The organism is Sphingomonas sp. AC411 (assembly GCF_979253035.1).
Window position 1 is genome coordinate 1,246,226 of sequence record NZ_CEEDAQ010000001.1, and the last position, 19,320, is coordinate 1,265,545.

Annotated in this window: 14 protein-coding genes and 4 pseudogenes; 12 read left to right on the top strand and 6 right to left on the bottom strand. The window is 65.6% G+C overall.

Annotated features, from left to right (window positions below):
- Nucleotides 1–52: 52 nt before the first annotated feature.
- The 9 genes and pseudogenes from AC0IX7_RS06390 to AC0IX7_RS06430 all read left to right on the top strand — a co-directional run bounded on the left by AC0IX7_RS06390 (nt 53) and on the right by AC0IX7_RS06430 (nt 10,103).
- A pseudogene (locus tag AC0IX7_RS06390) lies at nt 53–1,305 on the top strand (acetyl-CoA C-acetyltransferase).
- Nucleotides 1,305–2,842 (top strand): annotated as a pseudogene (locus tag AC0IX7_RS06395) (acyl-CoA synthetase). The pseudogenes AC0IX7_RS06390 and AC0IX7_RS06395 overlap by 1 nt, the downstream one beginning before the upstream one ends.
- Nucleotides 2,839–3,936 (top strand): acyl-CoA dehydrogenase family protein, encoded by a 1,098-nt coding sequence (locus tag AC0IX7_RS06400; RefSeq protein ID WP_471810892.1) that lies wholly within the window; start codon nt 2,839–2,841, stop codon nt 3,934–3,936. Before AC0IX7_RS06395 ends, AC0IX7_RS06400 begins: the two are co-directional and overlap by 4 nt.
- A 23-nt stretch (nt 3,937–3,959) precedes the next feature.
- On the top strand, nt 3,960–4,673 hold the full coding sequence (locus tag AC0IX7_RS06405; protein WP_471810893.1) for an acyl-CoA dehydrogenase family protein: 714 nt from the start codon (nt 3,960–3,962) through the stop codon (nt 4,671–4,673).
- Nucleotides 4,673–5,269 carry an acyl-CoA dehydrogenase family protein gene (locus AC0IX7_RS06410; protein WP_471810894.1) on the top strand — a complete coding sequence of 199 codons (597 nt, stop codon included), beginning with the start codon at nt 4,673–4,675 and terminating at the stop codon, nt 5,267–5,269. The genes AC0IX7_RS06405 and AC0IX7_RS06410 overlap by 1 nt, the downstream gene beginning before the upstream one ends.
- Nucleotides 5,259–5,465, top strand: coding sequence for a hypothetical protein (locus AC0IX7_RS06415; RefSeq protein ID WP_471810895.1), 207 nt, complete (start codon nt 5,259–5,261; stop codon nt 5,463–5,465). The genes AC0IX7_RS06410 and AC0IX7_RS06415 overlap by 11 nt, the downstream gene beginning before the upstream one ends.
- Before the next feature lie 23 nt (nt 5,466–5,488).
- Complete coding sequence (locus AC0IX7_RS06420) at nt 5,489–5,980, top strand: hypothetical protein (protein WP_471810896.1); 492 nt, start codon at nt 5,489–5,491, stop codon at nt 5,978–5,980.
- A gap of 69 nt (nt 5,981–6,049) precedes the next feature.
- On the top strand, nt 6,050–7,468 hold the full coding sequence (locus AC0IX7_RS06425; protein ID WP_471810897.1) for a coniferyl aldehyde dehydrogenase: 1,419 nt from the start codon (nt 6,050–6,052) through the stop codon (nt 7,466–7,468).
- 205 nt (nt 7,469–7,673) lie between these two features.
- Complete coding sequence (locus AC0IX7_RS06430) at nt 7,674–10,103, top strand: TonB-dependent receptor (RefSeq protein ID WP_471810898.1); 2,430 nt, start codon at nt 7,674–7,676, stop codon at nt 10,101–10,103.
- A 45-nt stretch (nt 10,104–10,148) separates the two neighbouring features.
- On the opposite strand, the gene AC0IX7_RS06435 is transcribed toward AC0IX7_RS06430, so the two are convergent.
- From AC0IX7_RS06435 to AC0IX7_RS06455, 5 genes and pseudogenes are all read right to left on the bottom strand, one after another.
- Complete coding sequence (locus tag AC0IX7_RS06435) at nt 10,149–10,478, bottom strand: response regulator (RefSeq protein WP_471810899.1); 330 nt, start codon at nt 10,476–10,478, stop codon at nt 10,149–10,151.
- Nucleotides 10,370–12,127, bottom strand: coding sequence for an ATP-binding protein (locus AC0IX7_RS06440; RefSeq protein WP_471810900.1), 1,758 nt, complete (start codon nt 12,125–12,127; stop codon nt 10,370–10,372). The genes AC0IX7_RS06435 and AC0IX7_RS06440 overlap by 109 nt, the downstream gene beginning before the upstream one ends.
- A 1-nt stretch (nt 12,128) precedes the next feature.
- Nucleotides 12,129–12,578: pseudogene (locus AC0IX7_RS06445) on the bottom strand (ATPase domain-containing protein); the annotation flags it as partial.
- On the bottom strand, nt 12,548–13,279 hold the full coding sequence (locus AC0IX7_RS06450; RefSeq protein WP_471813768.1) for an ATPase domain-containing protein: 732 nt from the start codon (nt 13,277–13,279) through the stop codon (nt 12,548–12,550). The pseudogene AC0IX7_RS06445 and the gene AC0IX7_RS06450, both read right to left, overlap by 31 nt.
- Nucleotides 13,279–13,641, bottom strand: a complete 363-nt coding sequence (locus AC0IX7_RS06455; RefSeq protein ID WP_471810901.1) for an ATPase domain-containing protein — start codon at nt 13,639–13,641, stop codon at nt 13,279–13,281. The genes AC0IX7_RS06450 and AC0IX7_RS06455 overlap by 1 nt, the downstream gene beginning before the upstream one ends.
- 171 nt (nt 13,642–13,812) lie before the next feature.
- Between AC0IX7_RS06455 and AC0IX7_RS06460 the strand changes: the two genes are divergently transcribed.
- Both AC0IX7_RS06460 and AC0IX7_RS06465 read left to right on the top strand, forming a co-directional pair.
- A complete protein-coding gene (locus tag AC0IX7_RS06460; protein ID WP_471810902.1) occupies nt 13,813–14,343 on the top strand; it encodes a DNA-deoxyinosine glycosylase in 531 nt (176 codons plus the stop codon).
- Between the two features lie 26 nt (nt 14,344–14,369).
- Nucleotides 14,370–15,053 carry a DedA family protein gene (locus AC0IX7_RS06465; RefSeq protein ID WP_471810903.1) on the top strand — a complete coding sequence of 228 codons (684 nt, stop codon included), beginning with the start codon at nt 14,370–14,372 and terminating at the stop codon, nt 15,051–15,053.
- Between the two features lie 3 nt (nt 15,054–15,056).
- On the opposite strand, the gene AC0IX7_RS06470 is transcribed toward AC0IX7_RS06465, so the two are convergent.
- Nucleotides 15,057–16,736: an alkaline phosphatase D family protein gene (locus AC0IX7_RS06470; protein ID WP_471810904.1), complete on the bottom strand. Its 1,680-nt coding sequence runs from the start codon at nt 16,734–16,736 to the stop codon at nt 15,057–15,059.
- 168 nt (nt 16,737–16,904) lie between these two features.
- Here AC0IX7_RS06470 and AC0IX7_RS06475 point away from each other — a divergent pair.
- Nucleotides 16,905–19,291, top strand: a pseudogene (locus AC0IX7_RS06475) (TonB-dependent receptor).
- Nucleotides 19,292–19,320 lie beyond the last annotated feature (29 nt).

The window sequence follows — 19,320 nt, forward strand, 5'->3', positions numbered from 1 at the left end:
GCATCAGGCACCACGACCGCACCATAGTGGCGGGTGTAACAGGAGAGAGAGTGTGGCCGAGGCTTTGATCATCGACGCCGTTCGTACCCCGCGCGGGATCGGCAAGACGGGCAAGGGCGCGCTTGCGCACATGCACCCCCAACATCTCGCCGCGACCGTTCTCAAGGCAATTGCCGAGCGAAACAAGCTCGATACCGCCGATGTCGACGACATCATCTGGTCGACCTCGACGCAGCGTGGCGAGCAAAGCGGCGATCTCGGGCGGATGGCCGCGCTCGATGCGGGTTATGACGTCAAGGCTAGCGGGACGACGCTCGACCGGTTCTGCGGCGGCGGGATCACCGCGGTGAACTTCGCGGCGGCGCAGATCATGAGCGGGATGGAAGACCTCGTCATCGCCGGCGGGACCGAGATGATGTCGCTCACCACGACGATGATGCAGGACGACATGGCGGCGGGCAAGCGGCCGCTCGGGATCGGGTCGGGCAATGCGCGGCTCGATGAGCGCCACCCGCAATCGAACCAGGGCATCTGTGCCGACGCAATCGCCAGCATCGAGGGGATCGACCGTGAGCCGCTCGAAGCGCTGGGGCTCGAGAGCCAGCGCCGTGCCGCGGTGGCGATCGCCGAAGGGCGGTTCGATCGCAGCCTCGTGCCCGTCACCGACGCGACCGGCGCGCTGGTGCTCGAAAAGGACGAATATCCGCGTCCCGATACCACCGCCGAGGGTCTCGCCGCGCTGCGCCCCTCGTTCGCCGGGATCGCCGACGTGCCGCTCGACGAAAAGGGCACGACGTATCGCAAGCAGATCAACCGCCGCTATCCCGACGTCGATATCAAGCACGTTCATCACGCCGGCAATTCCTCCGGTGTGGTCGATGGCGCCGCCGCCGTGCTGCTCGCCAGCGCCGACTATGCCGCCAAGCACGGGCTGAAACCGCGCGCGCGGATCGTCGCGATGGCGAACATGGGCGACGACCCAACGCTGATGCTCAACGCCCTCGTCCCCGCTGCGCGGAAGGTGCTGGCGAAGGCCGGGCTAACGGTCGACGACATCGACCTGTGGGAGATCAACGAGGCCTTCGCGGTGGTCGCCGAGAAGTTCATCCGCGACCTGAAACTCGATCGCGACAAGGTGAACGTCAACGGCGGATCGATCGCGCTGGGCCATCCGATCGGCGCGACCGGCGCGATCCTGATCGGCACGATATTGGACGAACTCGAACGCCGCGACTTGAAGCGGGGCTCGTGACGATGTGCGCGGGCGGCGGGATGGCCCCGGCGATCATCATCGAGCGCGTCTGATGCATCCCGTCGCGCATGCGCTCACCACGCCCGACAAGCCCGCCTATATCATGGCGGCGACGGGCGAGACGGTGACGTATCGCGAGTTGGACACACGGGCGAACCAGGGCGCGCACCTGCTCCGCTCGCTCGGGCTGAAGCGCGGCGACGGCATCGCGGTGCTGATGGACAATTCGCCGCGCTATCTGGAGGTGATGTGGGCGGCAGAGCGCACCGGCGTCTATTGCACCTGCCTTTCGTCGAAACTGACCGCGGCTGAGGCGGCGTACATCATCCGCGACGGCGATTGCCGCGTGCTGATCGTGAGCAAAGGATGCGCCGAGGTTGCCGCCGCGCTGGTGCCGATGCTCGACGACGTGCGGCGCTACGTGGTCGACGGCACGATCGACGGATACGAATCCTACGAAGCAGCGCGCGATACGATGCCTTCGCACCCGATCGCAGACCCCTCACCCGGCGGCATTCTGCTCTATTCGTCGGGCACCACCGGCAAGCCGAAGGGCGTCAAGCACGCGCTGTCCGACGAGCCATTCGGCACCAACGTCTCGCCGCTCGTGATGCTCGGCAAGGGGCTGTACGGCTTCACGCCCGAGATGGTCTATCTTTCGCCCGCGCCGCTCTATCACGCGGCACCGCTGCGCTGGTCGATGGCGGTGCATCAGGTCGGCGGCACTGTCGTCGTGATGGAGCATTTCGATCCCGAAGCTGCGCTCGCCGCGATCGAACGGTTCCATGTCACGCATGCGCAATGGGTGCCGACGCACTTCATCCGCCTGCTCAAACTGCCGCCCGAGGTCCGCGCGCGTTACGACGTGTCGTCGCTGCAAGCGGTGTGGCATGCCGCCGCCCCTGCCCGCTTCCGGTCAAGCAGGCGATGATCGACTGGTGGGGCCCGATCATCGGCGAATATTACGCCGGCACCGAGGGCAACGGGTTCTGCGCGATCTCCAGCGCGGAATGGCTGACGCACAAGGGCTCGGTCGGCCGCAACCTCACCGCGCAGACGATGATCTGCGACGAGGACGGCAACGCGCTGCCCCCGCGCGCGGAAGGCGACGTGTATTTCGCGGGCGGCGGGGCGTTCGAATATCACAACGATCCCGCCAAGACCGCGGAAGCCGCCAACGCACACGGCTGGACGACGCTCGGCGATGTCGGCTGGCTCGACGAGGAGGGCTATCTCTACCTCACCGATCGCAAGAGCTTCATGATCATCTCGGGCGGCGTGAACATCTACCCCGCCGAGATTGAGAACCTCCTCGTCACCCACCCCAAGGTCGCCGACGTCGCGGTGATCGGCGCGCCCGACGACGAGATGGGCGAACAGGTGGTGGCGATAATCTGCCCCGCCGATCCATCCGAGGACCGCGACCAACTCGCAGCCGAGCTCAGCGCCTTCGCTCGCGCCAACCTCAGCCACGTCAAGGCACCGCGCCGGATCGACTTCCGGGAGACATTGCCGCGGCACGAGACGGGCAAGCTCTACAAGCGCCTGCTCCGCGACGAATATTGGGCGCATTCGAAGGAGTCCGCATGAACTTCGATTATTCCGACGACCAGAAATTCCTTAAGGACGAAGCGCGCAAGTTTCTGTCCGCGCACTGCGGCAGCGACCGTGTCCGCGCGGTGCTCGACGATCCCGCCAAAGCGTATGATGCGGACCTGTGGAAAGCCGTCGGCGCGCAAGGCTGGCTCGGCGCGGCGATCCCCGAAGAGTTCGGCGGACTAGGCCTCGGCCATATCGAACTCTGCGCGATCGCCGAGGAACTCGGCCGCGCCTGCGCGCCGATCCCGTTCGCCTCGACCGTCTATTTCGTCGCCGAGGCCTTGATGCTCTACGGAAGTGACACCCAGAAAGTCCGATGGCTGCCGAGGATCGCGGCGGGCGACGTCATCGGCGCGTTCGCCACCTCCGAAGGCGCCGGCCCGGTCACCGCACGCTCGATCCGCACCACCGTCTCCGGTGGCAGGCTGACCGGCGAGAAGATCCCAGTCACCGACGGCGACGTCGCCGACCTGATCGTCGTCCTCGCGCGCGACGGGCTCTACCTCGTCGAGAAGGGCGCGGGCGTCACCGCGGACGTGCTCGAAACCCTCGACCCCACGCGCAGCGCCGCCCGCCTCACGTTCACTGCCGCGCCCTGCGAAAGGCTTGGCAGCGACGACGGCATCGCCGCGATGCAGGCCGTATTCGACCGCGCGGCCGTGCTCCTCGCGTTCGAGCAGCTTGGCGGCGCGGATCGCTGTCTCGACATGGCGAAGGGCTATGCGCTCGATCGCTACGCGTTCGGCCGGCAGATCGGCGGGTATCAGGCGATCAAGCACAAGCTCGCGGACATGTATGTGAAGAACGAACTCGCGCGCTCGAACGCCTATTACGGGGCGTGGGCGCTGAACGCGGGCGCCGCCGAACTCCCGCTCGCCGCCGCCACCGCGCGCGTCGCCGCCTCCGACGCCTATTGGTTCGCGTCGAAGGAGAATATCCAGACGCATGGCGGGATGGGCTTCACCTGGGAGTCCGACTGCCACCTCTATTACCGCCGCTCGCGCCAGCTCGCGCTCGTCGTCGGCGCCCCCGCCGCGTGGCGCGAACGCCTCGTCGGCCAACTCGAAATGCGCAATGCCGCCTAGTTGGGCCGCCTGAAAGGACGAGCATGGACTTCAACGACAGCGACGCCGAAGCCACCTACCGCGCCGCCGCCCGGCGCTGGCTCGACACGAACATCGCCGAGCATGACGCCGGCCATTACCCCGACGACATGACCAAGGCGAAGGCGTGGCAGGCGCGCAAGGCAGCGGGCGGCTACGCGTGCATCACCTGGCCGCAGGAATGGGGCGGCGGTGGCGGCACACCGATCGAGAGCGTGATCTTCGGCCAGGAAGAGGCGAAACACGCGGTCGACGGCAGCTATTTCACGATCGGGCTCGGCATGTGCGTGCCGACCGTGATGGCCTATGCCGACGACGCGACCAAGCGGCGGTTCGTCGGCCCCGCGGTCCGCGGCGACGAGATCTGGTCGCAGCTCTTCTCCGAACCCGCCGGCGGCTCCGACGTTGCCGCGATCCGCACGCGCGCGGTGCGAGACGGCGACGACTGGGTGATCAACGGCCAAAAGGTGTGGACCTCGGGCGCGCATTACAGCGACTATGGCATCGTCCTGGTCCGCACCAACCCCGACGTGCCCAAGCACCAGGGCCTGACGATGTTCTGGCTCGACCTGAAGGCTCCGGAATCGAGATCCGGCCGATCCACCAGATGTCGGGCGGGTCGAGCTTCAACGAAGTCTGGTTCGAGGACGTCCGGATATCTGACGCACAACGCCTCGGCCCGGTCGACGGCGGCTGGAAGGTCGCGCTGTTCACGCTGATGAACGAACGTCTCGCGATAGGGACGAGCGGCGGCGTCGGCCCCGAGGATATCCTCGCCTTCGCCGCCCAGGCCAACGGCGCCGACGGTCCGCTATTGAAGGACGCCGCGTTCCGCCAGACGCTCGCCGACTGGTGGGTGCAATCGGAGGGCCTGCGCAACACCCGCATGCGGACGATCACCGCGCTGTCGAAGGGCCAGGTGCCCGGCCCCGAAAGCTCGATCGGCAAGATCGTCGCCGCCAACCAGTTGCAGGCGATCGGCAACACCGCGATCGAGGCCGGCGATCAATACGGCATCATATCCGACCCCGCGCTGACCCCGCTAAAGGGCGCGTTCCACGCCGCGACGATGTGGGCGCCCGGCCTGCGCATCGCCGGCGGCACCGACGAAATCCTCAAGAACATCATCGCCGAACGCGTGCTTGGTCTTCCCGGCGAAATCCGCGTCGACAAGGACCAGGCGTTCCGGGATTTGCCGGTGGGGCGTGAGCAAATATTTTTCCGGTGCGTTGCAAATCGGAGTAGGCCGGTTTCTATTAATACCGGGCTCAGTCGGTTCTTTCACGTGATTAAAGAGATGGACGATGACGGTTGATTATTCAGATGCCGTCACGAAAAACATCGATAACTGGCACAGCAGTTTATTCCCCAAGATTTCCGTCGGTGGGTTGATCGCGCGCAGCAGCATTGCCCATAAATGGAAGACGCCTTTCCGGTGCGTGATGTTGCGTGAAGCAACCTTCTGGCGCGATCATGATTTGATGAACCAGTCGCACGTTTATTTGGCTTAGGGCACGTCCTGAGCGCACGAATTTTGCTTCGTGGCGGCGTTGAGACGTTAGCAACCTTAACCTACTTAAACATTTTGATGCAGCAAGTAATCGATAAGGCGCTTGATTTTCATGTTTTCGGACAAAAGACAACCGCGCTGCTTCTCGGGTCGCGCAACAATGACGCGATGCTTAAATCGATAAACATCGTGACAGTCTTAGAAAAGTGCGACAAGCAGTACGCTGGCGTCATAGATCTTTATGCTGACCTTTCAGAAACCGCTCACCCAAGCCATGAGGGGCTATGCTGTGGATACTCGAAGATAGACCACGATGAACATGAGGCGGTATTTTCAAACCGCTGGATGGAACTACGTGGAGGTCAGCATCTTGAAAGTATGTCGCTATGCATGGAAACCTTCCATCACGAGTACAACGAGGTTTGGCCAGCGCTGTTCGAGCGGATGGAAAACCGGATCGTAGCAAACGATGAACGCCTTGAGGCGACCAAGGGTGAGAAACAGCTAGCTTGCTAAAAGCAGCCAGCCCCTACTTAGCCTGCTGAACGCATTCCCCATTTTACCTCCACCATCGAGGATGTCCTGATGACCGACATGCACACCATCCTCACCTCCCAGCGCGACGCGTTCATGGCGGAGTTGCCCGTCACCAAAGCGGTACGCCTCGACCGGCTCAAGCGCACGGCAGCGATGGTGAGGGATAACACGGCGCGGTTCTGCGATGTGATGTCGGAGGATTTCGGGCATCGGAGTCGCGAGCAGACGATGATGACCGATATCGGCGCGTCGCTCGCGCCGATCGCGCATGCCGCCAAGCATCTCGATCGCTGGATGAAACGCGACCGCCGTCCGGTGCAGTTCCCGCTCGGCCTGCTGGGGGCGAAGGCGTGGGTCGAATATCAGCCCAAGGGTGTGATCGGCATTATCGCGCCGTGGAATTTCCCCGTGAACCTGCTGATCGCGCCGCTCGCCGGCGTGTTCGCGGCGGGCAATCGCGCGATGGCCAAGACGAGCGAATATACGCCTGCCACCGCCGCGCTATTCGAAGAGATCGCCCCCAAATATTTCGCGCAGGACGAACTCGCAATCGTCTCCGGCGGCGCGGAGGTCGGCAAGGCCTTTTCCGCCCTCCCGTTCGATCACCTGATCTTCACCGGCGCGACCGCGATCGGCCGCCACATCCTCCACGCCGCCGCCGACAACCTGACCCCCGTCACGCTCGAACTCGGCGGCAAGTCGCCCGTCATCCTCGGCGCATCGGCGGACATCGCCAGGGCGACCGAACGAGTCACGCTCGGCAAGATGATGAATGCGGGCCAGATCTGTCTTGCCCCCGACTACATGCTCGTGCCGTCCGCCAACGAGGCGAAGGTGGTCGACGGCATCAAGGCGGCGGCGAGCGCGATGTACCCTACGTTGCTCGCCAACGCCGACTACACCTCGGTGGTCAACGACCGCCATCACCGGCGCCTCACCGACTGGATCGCCGACGCCCGCGCGAAGGGTGCGACGGTCGAGGTGGTGAACCCCGCCAACGAGGATTTCGCCAGCGCGAACTCGCGGAAGATGCCGCTGCATATCGTCCGCGACGCGACCGACGACATGATCGTGATGCAGGAGGAGATCTTCGGACCCGTGTTGCCGATCCGCCGCTATGACGGGATCGACGACGCGATCGCGCAGGTGAACCGCCGCGACCGGCCGCTCGGGCTGTATTATTTCGGTAGCGACGAGGCGGAGCGGCGCCGCGTGCTCGACCGGACGATCTCGGGCGGGGTGACGCTCGACGACGTGGTCTTTCACGTCTCGATGGAGGATCTACCCTTTGGTGGCAGCGGCCCGTCGGGGATGGGCGCGTATCATGGGATCGACGGGTTCCGGACGTTCAGCCACGCGCGCGCCGTCTTCAAGCAATCGAAGCTCGACGTCGCCAAGCTTGCCGGGTTGAAGCCGCCTTATGGGGCTGCTGCGGCGAAGACGATCGCGCGGATGATGCGGGGATGATTGTGTGCGTGATCGCCGCGCGTGCCCTCACCCTTCCCACGGCTAAGTAGCCGCGGGCCCCTTCCCTCTCCCCGAGGGGAGAGGGAGATTAGGTCGCTACCGTAACAATTTCGTCGATCGTCTCGCAATCGTCTTGGATCTGTCGCCGACGCGTCACGCGGATCGGCAATGGGCCGCTGAGCGTCACCGCGTATCAGGGAATCCCATGCAGACCATATCGTCGCTTCTCGCCGGCGTTGCACTTGCCGCGTTCGCCACGCCCGCCGCTTTTGCCCAGAACCTGCCGGAAACCTCCGCGGCGGCTCCAACGGTGGCGGGTCAGACCGACCCGGGGACCACGGCCGAGACGGATGCCAGCCCCAGCGCTTCGGCTCCCGCGGACATCGTCGTGCTCGGCTTCGGCCAGAGCCGCCAGGTACAGAGCGTCAGCGCGGTCGACCTCGCGCGGCTCACCCCGGGATCGAGCCCTTTGAAGGCGATACAGAAGCTTCCCGGCGTCAATTTCCAGGCGTCCGATCCGTTCGGCGCGTATGAGTGGGCGGTCCGCATTTCGTTGCGCGGGTTCAACCAGAACCAGCTCGGCTTCACGCTCGACGGCGTACCGCTCGGCGACATGAGCTACGGCAACGTCAACGGCCTGCACATCAGCCGCGCGATCATCTCCGAGAACGTCGCGCGCACCGAAGTCGCGCAGGGCGCGGGTGCGCTCGGCACCGCCTCGACCAGCAACCTCGGCGGCACGATCCAGTTCTTCAGCGACAAGCCGCGCGATACCGCCAACGTCACCGGTGGTGGCACGTACGGTTCGGATAATACCTATCGCGGCTATGCCCGGCTCGACAGCGGCGATCTCGGCGGCGGATTGAAGGGGTATCTGAGCTATGGCTACCTCACCACCGACAAGTGGAAGGGCGACGGCGTCCAGCGCCAGCATCAGGCGAACGGCAAGATCGTCAAGGATCTGGGCGCGTTCGGCAGCCTGTCGGCGTTTCTGAACTTCTCCGATCGTCGCGAACAGGATTACCAGGATCTGAGCTACGACATCATCCGCCGCCGTGGCCTGCGCAACGACAACATCGCCGGCAACTACCCGCTCGCGCTGCAGATCGGGAAAACCTACCAGAACCAGGCGGCGCTCGCGAGCTATACCAAGGCGAACAACGGCTCGTCGGTCGGCTTCGTCGCACCGTGGGCGGGGGTCGGCACGACCTTCCCGAGCGGGTTCGGTACGGTCGACGACGCCTATTTCGATGCCGGCGGCGTGCGGCGCGATTACCTGGGCGGCGTGACGCTCAATGCGAACCTGACGCCCGAACTGACGATGGTCACGACCGGCTATTATCACGACAACAAGGGGCAAGGATCGTGGATCACGCCCTATTCGCCTACTGCCGCGGGCACGCTGAACCAGGACGGCAGCGTGATCACCGCGCCGAGCCCGCTCGGCTTCCGGACGACCGAGTACAGCATCAAGCGTGGTGGGGCGCTTAGCAACATTGCCTATGAGACGGGTGCGAACACCTTAGAGGTCGGTGGCTGGCTGGAAACCAACACCTTCACGCAGGCGCGGCGCTTCTACGGGATGACGGACAGCGCAACGCCGAACCGCGACGTGCTCGAGTTCCAGAAGAACCCCTATGCGACGCAGTGGGACGGCAAGTACGGCACCGACACGATGCAGTATCATGTCGAGGATACACTGAAGCTGGCGGGCGATCGGCTGATCGTCAACGCCGGGTGGAAGGGCGCCTATGTCGTCAACAGTGCGACGATGCTGCCCGATACGACCTCTCCGCTGGCGGTCGGCCGTATCTCGGCGAAGGACTGGTTCCAGCCACAGGCCGGCATCCTGTTCAAGCTGACCCCGGCGGCGGAGATCTTCGCGGATTATACCGAGAACATGCGCGCGTTCGTCTCGTCGGCGACGACCGGACCGTTCGCGGCGACGCAGGCGGGCTTCAACGACGTCCGCGGGCGCCTCAAGCCCGAGCGCTCGAAGACCGCGGAGGGCGGCGTCCGCCTGCACAGCGGGCCGTTCCAGGCCTCGGCGGTCGGCTATTACGTCGACTTCTCGAACCGGCTGCTGGCGTTCGCGAACGGAGTCGGCATCCTCGGCAATGCGCCGACACTCAACAACGCGGGCAGCGTGCGCACCTACGGCGCCGAGGTCTCGGCGAACTACCGCGTGTTCCGCCCGCTCTCGCTGTTCGCGAGCTATTCCTACACCAACGCGGAATATCAGGACACCGTCACCGACGCCTCCGGATCGGTCCAGGTCCGCAAAGGCGATACCGTCGTCGACACGCCCAAGCACATGATCAAGGGCGAGATCGTGCTGGAGCAGTCGGGCTTCACCGGCCGGGTCGGCGCGGACTATATGAGCAAGCGCTACTTCACCTATCTCAACGACCAGTCGGTGCCGGGCCGCGTTCTCGTCGACGCGAGCATCGGCTATCGTTTCGAGGGTGACGGCCCGCTGCACGGCGTCGCGATCGAGGGCAGCGTCACCAACCTGACCGACAGGAAGTATATCGCGACGATCGGCTCGAACGGCTTCACCGCGAGCGGCGACAACCAGACGCTGCTCGCCGGGGCACCGCGGCAGTTCTTCGTGTCGTTGAAGAAGGGCTTCTGACGTCCGAATGGGTATCGGACCGGGATGCGATCGCCCGGTCCGATATCACTCGACGGCGCGTAGCCTCGGCCGGCCGGGTGGCGACTGACGCAGAAGCTCGTCGACCCGCGCGGCAAGGTCGGTCTGGCGAAACGGCTTCGATAGACGGATGACACCCTCGGGCACGTCCTCGCCCGCCGCGGCATAACCGGTCACGAGCAACGCCGGGATACGGTTGCCCGACGACCATAATTCGGTGATGAGCTGTCCGCCGGTCATGCCCGGCATCAGATAGTCGCTGACCAGAATGTCCGCATCGACGCCTGAGCGGATCGCCGACAAGGCCTGGCTGGCGGACGACACCTCGACCACGACATAGCCGATATCGCGCAGCATATCGGCGGTCGCCGCACGCACGAGATCCTCGTCGTCGACCAGCAACACCTTGGCGGCACGCTGCGCGGGACGGGCTCGGCGGTGTTCTCGACGGTATCGGTCGCGACTTCATCGGTGGCCGGCAGCCACAGTTCGACCGTCGTGCCTGAACCCGGTTCGCTGGTCAGGCGCAGCGTGCCGCCCGATTGCGCAGCGAGGCCGTGAACCATCGACAGGCCGAGCCCGGTGCCCTTGCCGACGCCCTTGGTGGAGAAGAACGGCTCGGTGGCGCGGGCCAGCGTCGCGCGGTCCATGCCGACGCCGGTGTCGATCGCCGCGATCCGGACATAATGGTCGGGTGCGAGGCCGACGACGTTGCGCTCGTCGACGACGACCTCGCTGACCGTCAACGTCAGCTTGCCGCCGCCCGGCATCGCATCGCGCGCGTTGATCGCCAAGTTGAGCAGGGCGAGTTCGAGCTGATTGGGATCGACCCGCGCCGACGACAAATGCCGTGGAATCTCGATCGTTACCGCGATCGACGGACCGAGTGACCGCCGCATCAGGTCGACCAGTCCGTCGATCAGCGCACCGATATCGACCGCGCGCGGTTGCAAGGCCTGCCGCCGTGCGAACGCAAGCAGCCGCTGAGTCAACGTCGCCGCGCGCTCGGCCGCCTGCAATGCGCCGCCGATCATCCGCTGCGTGCGTTCGTCGTCCTTGTGACGGCGCCGCAACAGATCCAGGCTGCCGACGATCGGCGTCAGCAAATTGTTGAAATCATGCGCGACGCCGCCGGTGAGCTGTCCAATCGCATCCATCTTCTGTGCCTGCGCCAGTTGCGCATCGGCTTCCTTGCGATCGGTGACGTCGGAGACCACGCCGGTCATCCGCGCCGCCTTGCCGGCGTCGTCATATTGCACGCGCCCCTTGGCGACGAGCCAGCGCGAGTGGCCGTCGGCCGCGTCGATGCGGTATTCGACGTCGATCACGCCGGTTTTCGTGGCTTCGGTCATCGCGCGCGTGACGATGCCGCGTTGCTTGACGTCGATATGACTGAGGAACGTTTCCAGGTTCCAGTCCGCCTTGCCCTCGGGATATCCATAAATGGCATCGTGTCGCAGCGTGCGCCGGGACTCGCCGGTCGTCAGGTCGATGTCCCAACTGCCCATGCCAGCGGCCTCGAGCGCGATCTCCAGGCTTTCGCGTGCGGTCCGTAGTTCGCTTGTCCGATCCAGCACGGCGCGTTCGAGCGTCACCGCCACGTCGCGCAACTCGTACTGCCGTCGCCGCGCCGTCAGCGCCGACCGGATCGCGCCCAGCATCGCCTCGGCGTGCAGCGGCCGTTCGAGCAGCAGGACGTTCCCCAGATCGGCGAGCCGTTGCGTGGCACGCGCGGTACGCGGCGTCCGTGTCCCGTTCGCCAGCACCACGAACTGGATATCCGCCCAATTGGGTTGCGCCGAGACCCATTCGGCGAGCGGCGCGACCTCTTCGGTCACCAGCGCTTCTTCGGTGAGCATCACTGCTGCGGCGCCCTTGGTGAGTTCGACGAGCAACTCCGCCTGATCGTGGCAGACGAATGCGACGATGTCGTTCCTGCCGAGCAGATCCGCCGCGATCGCCGAATCGCGCCCGCGCGGCGCCAGGATCAGGACGCGGTCGTCCATGTCAGCCGCGAATGTCCCGTATTCCCATCCGGCTGGCCATCAACGTCTTTCCTTCGCCGGAGAATGTCGGGACGCCGGTCAATACGCCCTGGAATTCGCGAAGGGGCTCGCCGACCAGCAATCCGTTGCTACCGATCTGAAACTCCCGGATCGTCCGTTCGTGCCGTGCGGTGCGCGTCTTGATCACCGAAATCGCCTGTCGCACCTCACCATGCGCCTCGAAATAGCGGAGCTGGACGATGGTATCCGACAGATAGCTCAGGTCGACATCGGACCGGACGTCGCCTGTGATGCCGTGCAGGCCGAGGATCAGCAGGCTGACGATGCCCTTCTGGCCGAGGTACGTCAGCATCTCGTGCATCTGCAGGATCAGGAACTGCTCGTTGGGCATCGCCTGGAGATAGGCGTTGAGGCTGTCGATCACGACGACCTTGGCACCATGTTCCTCGACCGCGGCGCGTACTGCGCCCGAAAACTCCCCGGCGACATCTCGGCGGGATCGATCGCGCGCAGTTCGAGCTGTCCGTTGTCGACATACGGCATCAGATCCATGCCGAGTGACGCGCTCCGCTTCAGCAGCGTGGGGAGACGTTCGTCGAACAGGAAATACGCCGCGCGCTCGCCGCGCTTCAGGGCCGCAAGCATCGACTGGACCGACGCCGTCGTCTTGCCGACGCCGGCAGGGCCGGTCAGCAACGTCGCGGTGCCGGGGATCAGGCCGCCGCCGAGCAACGTGTCGAGTTCGACCGAGCCCGTCGAGACGGCGTCGTCCGAATATTTCATGACGTGTTCGGACGCGATCAGGCGCGGATAGACGCACAGCCCGCCGCGCTCGATTTCAAAGTCATGATAGCCGCCGCGATATCGGACGCCGCGCATCTTCACGACGTGGAGGCGGCGGCGTTGCGCGCCGAACCCGGACAAGGTCTGTTCGAGCGAAACGACGCCGTGCGCGATGCTGTGCAGTTGGAGATCGTTGCCCGAGCCACTCTTGTCGTCGAGGAACAGCACCGTGCAGGCGCGCGTCGAGAAGAAGTGCTTGAGCGCGAGGATCTGGCGACGATAGCGGATCGGGCTCTGCGCAAGCAGACGAAGTTCGGACAGGCTGTCGATGACTACGCGCTTGGGCCGAAGCTCGTCCACCTTGGCCATCACCGAGCGAGATCGTCTCGCCTAGCTCGACCTCGCTCGGGTGGAGCAGCGTCTGTTCGTGATCCTCGCCAAAGCCGTCGGCGGGGACCATCTCGAACAGGCTGAGCAGAATCCAGCGACCAGCCATGCGTCTCCGCCACCGCGCGCAGCTCGACCTCGGTCTCCGCGAGCGTGATGTACAGCCCAGCCTCGCCGACCGCCGCACCGGCCAGCAGGAAGCCGAGCCCCAGCGTGGTCTTGCCGGTGCCTGGCGTGCCTTCGATCAGATACATCCGGTCCGGCGTCAGTCCGCCGTTGAGGATATTGTCGAGACCCGCGATTCCAGTCCGGGCGAGCGCCGGCAATTGTCCGTCTTTTGCCAACGCGGCCGTCCTCTCGTCGATCGAGCGCACCCCGCGGGATACGATTTGTTATCTGCGTCTTAGGGGATAAGCCACCCAGCGCATAGCCTTGCGCATGAAGGCTTCGCCGGCGACCTTGCGGCGGCGCGGTGAACCGTGACACAGCGCGCCATCGTCACGATCGAGGCCCTAATGCCACTCAAGCACTCGTTTCCACCGGTCGCCGACGACGATGCGCGCGTACTGGTCCTGGGGAGCCTGCCGGGCGACCGCTCGCTCGCCGCGCAGCGCTATTACGCGCATCCGCAGAACCAGTTCTGGCGGCTGATGTCGCCGGTCGTCGGCCATGACCTCGTCGCGCTCGCCTATGACGATCGGCTCGCGGCGCTGCGGACGCGCGGGGTCGCATTGTGGGACGTGGTGGGCTCCGCGCGCCGGGCGGGCAGCAGCGATGCGGCGATCGTCGATATCGCGGGGAACGACATTGCCGGGCTGGCCGGGCGACTGCCCCGGTTGCGCGCGATCGCGTTCAATGGTGGTACCGCGTTGAAGCAGGGGCTGAAACTGCTCGGGCGGGATGCCGGGCGTGCGGGCGCCGCTGGTCCGGCGATCGTCGCGTTGCCGTCAAGCAGTCCGCTTCACACGGTCGGAGTGGCGGCTAAGCAGCCGGCGTGGGATCGGCTCGCGGCGTTCTTGTCCGACCGGCCGGAGTCGCGCGACTAGGTTGGCCGCCGGCGCGGGACCGGCGCTTGCACTTTACAAGACTGGCGAAGTTTGACGCGCTGCGGCAAGGGCGGTGGATGTCGATCGAAACGCTCATCGCCCAATATGGTCTTGCCGCGATCTTCGTTGGAGCGGGACTGGAGGGCGAGACCTCGGTCGTGACCGGCGGGTTGCTCGCGCACGAGGGCCTATTGTCGCTGGGCGGCACCGCGCTGGCGGCCGTGGTCGGATCGTTCGCCGCGGACCAGCTCTTCTTCTTCGCGGGCCGGCGTTACCGCGACACAGCCCGGGTCCGCAGGATCGCCGCGAAACCGGCCTTCGCCAAGGCGCTGGATACGCTGGACCGGCACCCCACGGTCTTCATCCTCAGCTTCCGCTTTCTGTACGGATTGCGCACGATCAGCCCGATCGCGATCGGCACGTCGCACGTACCCGCGCGGACCTTCGTCGTGCTCAACGCGATCTCCGCGGCGGTGTGGGGCGTGTTGTTCACCGGCATCGGCTATCTGTTCGGCCATAGCCTGATCGAGGCGATCGATGCGGTAATGCCGCGGCACAAGCTGCTCGCCATCGTCGCGATCATCGCGCTGGTCGCGCTGGTGATGATCACGATCCGGTATTGGCGTCGGCGTCGATCGAACGCCACCCGCCAACCCGAGGCGGAGCGGATCCGTTCGGCTGCGTCGACCGACGCCTCCGAACGGACCTGAGGCTCAGGCGATCTTTTCGAGCGGCTGATCCGGACGATCGGCGTGCGTGCGGAAGCGGGCTGCGGTGGCCTGGGTGTAGGGTTTGGCCATCACCGTCGAGACCGTGATCGAGTCCGCGGTCGCGTGTTCGGGCGTCAGCGTCAGCAGCGTGAAGCCCTTGCCGTCCTGGTCGCAGAAGCGGACTTCGCCCTTGTTCGCGTCGGCGATCAGGCTGCCGATGCCGGGCAGCAACGAACCATAGGACGGGCTGGTGATCGCGGTGCAGCCGAACTCTGCCGCGACCAGCTTGCCCGACGCATCGTGTAGGTCGTTCGCCCAGGCCGCGTGGCTGTCGCCGGACAGCACGATCGGCCGCGACTTAGCGCGTTGGAACGCCGCGTACAGGCGCTCGCGGGCTGGCGGATAGCCGTCCCAGCTGTCGAACCCGAACGGCAGGCCGGCGCGGTACGAGGCGATACTCGCCATCAGTCGCTCGCGCCACATGGCCGGGAGCTTCGCCATCGTCACGGCGAACTTCACCGGGCCGAGCTGGCGCTCCATGTCGGGGCCGGCGACCTTGGCCATCACCACCTGATTGCCGAGCACCTGCCACGGCTTGCCCGCCGCGACCGAGGTCGCCATCGTCTTCTCGACCCAGGCGAGCTGCGCCGGGCCGAGCAGTTCGCGGTCCGTCCGCGCGCGCTCCGCCAGCATCGCCGCATATTCGGCGGGCGTGATCTCCTCGCCCTTCGACACGACCTGATGACTGCGTGCGAGCAGCCGCGTCTCGACCATCACGAGCGTCGCGAGATCGCCGAAATCGAAGCTGCGGTTGATCGCCGCCCAGGGCTGGCCGGGCTTGGGATCGCGGATCGGCATCCATTCGAAATAGGCCTGCATCGCGGCCGCCTTGCGCGCGTCCCAGTCGCCTTCGGTCTTGGGATCATGATTTTCGGCGCCGTGCATCCAGTCGTCGTTGGCGACCTCGTGATCGTCCCACACGCAGATGAACGCAGCGCGGGCGTGCGCGGCCTGCATGTCGGCGTCGCGCTTCACCTGCGCGTGGCGCATGCGGTAGTCGGCGAGGCTGACGATCTCATGGCGCGGCTCGACGAGGCGGCCGATCTTCTTCGCGATGTCCGCGCCATAGCCGTCGACGCCGTACTCGTAGATGTAATCGCCAAGATGCAGCACCGCGTCGAGCCGGTCGAGCTTGGCGATCGCGTCATACGCGTTGAACAATCCGCCCGCGTAGAGCTGGCAGGAGACGACGGCCATGACGACGTCGGCGATCTTGCCCTTGGGCAAGGTCCGGAACCGGCCGACCGGCGAGCGCGTGCCGTCCGCAGCGTCGAACCAATAGCGATATTCGCGGCCCGGCTGGAGCCCGGTGGCCTCGACCTTGGCGGTGAAGTCGCGTGCCGCGCGGGCCTTGACGCTGCCCGACCGGATAGGCTTGCCGCCCTCCGTCTCGGCGATATGCCAAGTGAGCGCGATATCGCCGGCCTGGGCGTCGTCGGCGGGCGTCGCGCGGGTCCACAGGATCGCGCCGTCGACCGCGGGATCGCCGCTCGCGACGCCATGATCGAAGCGGCTCTTGACCGCACCCGCGGCCTGCGTTGCGACCGCGGGCAGCGCCAGGGTCGCGCCCGATCCGGCGAGTTTCAGGGCGTTCTTCAGGGCGTCGCGGCGGTTGATCGTCATCGGCTGAGGCTTTCGTAGCGGTGTCGTCCGGCTGCTAGCGGCGATCAAGACAGCGCGGTGGCAACGATGTGACACCGTCGTTACGGAACCGTCATCTTCGTTTCATCATCACGACGTCGAAACGTCACGTGCCGTCCGTAGTGCCTCCGCAACGATACGGGGGACTTCATGACACACTTGTTCACGCGGCTTGCGATGACGGCGCTCGCCACGACCTGCTCTACCGCGGCACTCGCGCAAGCGACCACGCAGGCCGAACTTCAGGCCGCGACGTCCAGCGACGAGATCGTCGTCACCGCGCAGAAGCGCGAACAGCGGATCGCCGACGTGCCGATCACCGTCACCGCGCTGACCGGCGCCCGGATGGCGTCGATCGGTGTCTCCGAACTCGACGAGGTCGCCGCCTTCATCCCCGGTCTCCAGGTGCAGGAGCAGAGCGCGAACAACCCCGGCTTCGTGATCCGCGGCATCACCTCGGACAACGGATCGTCGCAGCAGGGCGCGCGCGTCACGCTGTATTACAACGGCATCGACATCAGCCGGTCGCGCGGCGCGTGGCAGGACCTGTACGACCTGGAGCGCATCGAGGTCGTGAAGGGCCCGCAGGCGACGCTGTTCGGCACCGCAGCCGCGGTCGGCGCGATCAGCCTGATCTCGAACAAGCCGCAGCCGGGCTTCTCGGGCGGGCTCGACGCCTCCTATGGCAATTTCGACCGCACGCAGGTGTCGGGCTTCCTCAACGCGGGCAACGACATCCTGTCGGGTCGGATCGCCTTCGCCTACAAGTATCGCGAGGGCTATGTCCGCAACATCGCCGGCGACGCGAACGTGCCAAACCAGAATCAGGGCGGCGTCGACCAGGACGATCTGAACGGGCAGGATCAGCGCGGCGTCCGCGGCTCGCTCCGCTTCACGCCGAACGACAGCATCACCGCCGATCTCGTCCTGACCTATGACGGCCAGCGCAATCCGGGCACCGCGTTCAAGAGCCGCGCACATGCCCCCACCGGCGGACAGACCGGAGACTATGGCAACGCCGAACTGTCGGGGTCGCCGTACAGCGCGGAGGTTCTCGGCGCGCGCAAGCTTGGCCTCGACCGCAACGTCTATGACGCGAACCTGACGATCACCGCAGACCTGTCGCCGGGGATCACCTTCACCACGGTCAACGGGTATCGCCGCTTCGACGCGCTCGAGATCTTCGACGCGGACGGTGGCCCCGCTGCGTATCTGGAGTTCGCCGAGGATGCCAAGGGCGACCAGTGGAGCCATGAGAGCCGGTTCGCGTTCGAAGGCCCGAAATACCGTGCGTCGGTTGGCTGGAACGCGTTCTTCGAGAACGGCTTCCAGCGCGTCCCGTTCGCGACCGAAGAGGGCACGTATCTCGCCTGCTCCGTCGCCACGGCTTACGCGCCGATCCGCACGGCTTTGAACGGCCAGGGGATCCCGACCGGGACCGGCTGCGTCGCGGCGAACGGCACGATCCCGGCAACCCGCGCCACGTCGATCCTGACCGGCGGACGTGCAAGTGCAATACCTTACGCCGCCGAGTTCACGAACTATGGGAGGAACAACACCTATTCGGTGTTCGCCGACGCGACGTACATTCCGGTGCCCGCGCTCGAACTGACCGCCGGCGCGCGGATCATGATCGAGGATCGCCAGTCGGGCTATTCGTCGGTGCAGCCGAACTCGGTGATCCTCGCCGGGCTGGGCATCCAGTCGAGCCTGCTCGGAACGGCCAGCACCAACGGCAACAAGTTTGTCGCGGAGCGGAGTTTCACCGCGATCCTCCCGCGCTTCAACGCGCTGCTCAAGCTCAACGACGACGTCAATCTGTACGCGACGATCAGCAAGGGCCGCCGCTCGCCGGTGGTCCAGCTCGCCACACAGCGCACCGCGTTCGGTGTCGGCCCGAACCTGCAGATCGTGCCGCAGGAAAATGTCTGGAACTACGAGGGCGGCGTCAAGGGTCGCGTCGGGCCGTTCAGCGGCGCGGCATCGGTGTTCTACCAGACCTATGACGGCTTCCAGGTGTCGGTCAGCAATAACGGCGTCGTAACGACGCAGAGCGCCGGCTCAGCCAGAATCTCGGCATCGAGCTTGAAGGCAATCTGAAGCTCGCCTCGTATCTCTCTGTATTCGGGACCTTCGCCTATATCGATGGCGGCATCGGCGACGAGGCGGCCAACGGTGTGTTCGCGGGCAACCGCTTCCGCCTCCAGCCAGATGTGACGGCATCCGGCGGCGCGATGCTGCGCGTGCCGGTGGGTAGTGCGACGGTCTATGCGACGCCGACCGTCACCTACAAATCGAAGGTGTTCTTCGAATTGCCGAACAATCCGGCGATCAGCACGCCGGGCTATACGCTGGTCAACCTGCGGGCCGGGCTTGAATTCGCAGCAGGCAAGTACAGCGTCGGCGGCTTCGTCCGGAACGCGACCAACAAGCGCTATCTGATCGATGCGGGCAACACCGGCGGCGGCTTCGGCATCCCGACCTACATCGCCGGCGAGCCACGCTTCTACGGCGTCGAGCTGGGCGCGAAATTCTAACTTCACGCATCGCTATCGTACCGAGCAAC